The sequence below is a fragment of the Paracoccus alkanivorans genome (genome assembly GCF_003697785.1).
Classification (GTDB): Bacteria; Pseudomonadota; Alphaproteobacteria; order Rhodobacterales; family Rhodobacteraceae; genus Paracoccus; species Paracoccus alkanivorans.
Window position 1 is genome coordinate 1 of record NZ_QOKZ01000033.1, and the last position, 1,559, is coordinate 1,559.

A 1,559-nucleotide genomic window follows, 5' to 3' on the forward strand; every position below is an offset into this window, starting at 1 on the left:
CATCACGGCGATCTGCCCGGCCGGGCCGCCGAAGGAGAGCGCCGCCACCCTGGCCCAGACGCGCACCGCCTCTCCGAACGAGATACCGTGGTCGGGCGCGGTACTGCGCTCGATGGATTGTGTGTCGTTGCTTGCGTTTCTGTTCATGGATCCCCCTGCGCATCACCGGCGCTTCTTGCGGAAATACTGGTAGAGGTTGTCGAAGACGGGTCCGCCTTGCGCTATGCGCTCCTCGTCTTCCGCATGCGCCACGGCGATGCCTGCGATGAGATGGGCGATGCCAGTGGCCTCATCACGTGCGAACTTACCGTCCTTCAGGTCGATGTCATGAACGATCTCGGCGATCGCCTGAAGGGCCGGGTCGTCGAGCCCGGCGCGGGCAAGCAGCACCTCGAAGCTGCAGCGGTCGCCCTCGTGGGTGAACTCACCTTCGAACATGTCGAAGCGCAGCTCGCCCGGCTTGGGAGTGTAGCCCTTGCCCGGCACAAAGCGGATCACGGCATCGGGGTCGATGAAGCGGCGGATCAGCCAGCTGCAGGCGATACGATCGATGTGGACGCCCTTGCGCGTGACCCAGATACGGCCTTTGAGGTCTTCGGCCGTCGGCACAGCCAATGAATCCGAGGCGTTTATGTCCTCGTCCGTAGCAAGCCGGATCTCGAGTGCAGCGATGATACCTTCTGCAGCGAGGCGGCCGGTCGCGCCGAAGAAATCAATCGCCATGACATCGGCGAGTTGCTTGCGCAGGCGCCGGATTTGGGCACGAGCTTCATTCTTTTCCTCACTGCCCGCCGCCGCATCGAGGGTCGAGGCGAGCGCCCGAGCCTCGGTGGCGAGCGCCTCATAGTCGGCGTCGCGCGCCGTATCGAAAAGCGCCCGCGCCTGATCGTCAGAGAGACCGTCGATCAGCCGCGCCTCGCAGACCATCGCCTCGCCGCCGCCCTCGATGATCTCCTTCAGGAGCCACGCAAAATCCTCCTGTGTCTCGGCGGTCGCCGGTAGTGCATAGACCGTGCTCTTCACAGCAACTGCACCGATGTTCTGCAGTCGGCGCCAGATCTTCACGCGCAGATAGGCCGGCTTGCTGGGAAGCTGGTGGATCAAAAGCAGCCAGGGTTGGTTTGGTGACTGGTTATCGTTCATGAAATAACTGTATCATTTTGAAAATGATATGCAACAGATGTATCAAATAGCTCGAATGTTCCGAAGAATTACTGGCTGTCTCTGATAGCTTCGGGCGCAAAGGTCGATCACTGCGAACGGAACGGACCCTTCTAAGGAAGCAATCTTTGAAAAGCCGACGGACAAGAACGTCGCATAACCGCAGTTAATGTGGTTGGGAATCGACCGATGTTCGTGCTTCCCAGACCTTCACGGAGCGCGCGAAGAGTTGCTGGATATCTTTTATGCCTAAATTGAGTAGCTGTAACCGTTCCTACAAGGCAGCCGGTCAGCGCTGCGATATTTGATGTCTCCGCCCTGCCCGGCTGCCGGCCCTGCTGGTCTGCGGTGACATTTCTGCTTTGCGCCGCATGCGACAATTCTGGATGGTTGCAACA

The 1,559-nt window shown here is 59.9% G+C and carries 1 protein-coding gene; it reads right to left on the reverse strand.

Annotation, left to right across the window (positions count from 1 at the left end):
* Positions 1-162 precede the first annotated feature (162 nt).
* On the reverse strand, positions 163-1,143 hold the full coding sequence (locus C9E81_RS22575; RefSeq protein ID WP_243698785.1) for a chromate resistance protein ChrB domain-containing protein: 981 nt from the start codon (positions 1,141-1,143) through the stop codon (positions 163-165).
* Positions 1,144-1,559: the final 416 nt, after the last annotated feature.

What these genes read in the sequence shown, in the direction of transcription:
- C9E81_RS22575 (WP_243698785.1), bottom strand. Translation starts at nt 1,143, where the DNA reads ATGAACGATAACCAGTCACCAAACCAACCCTGGCTGCTTTTGATCCAC.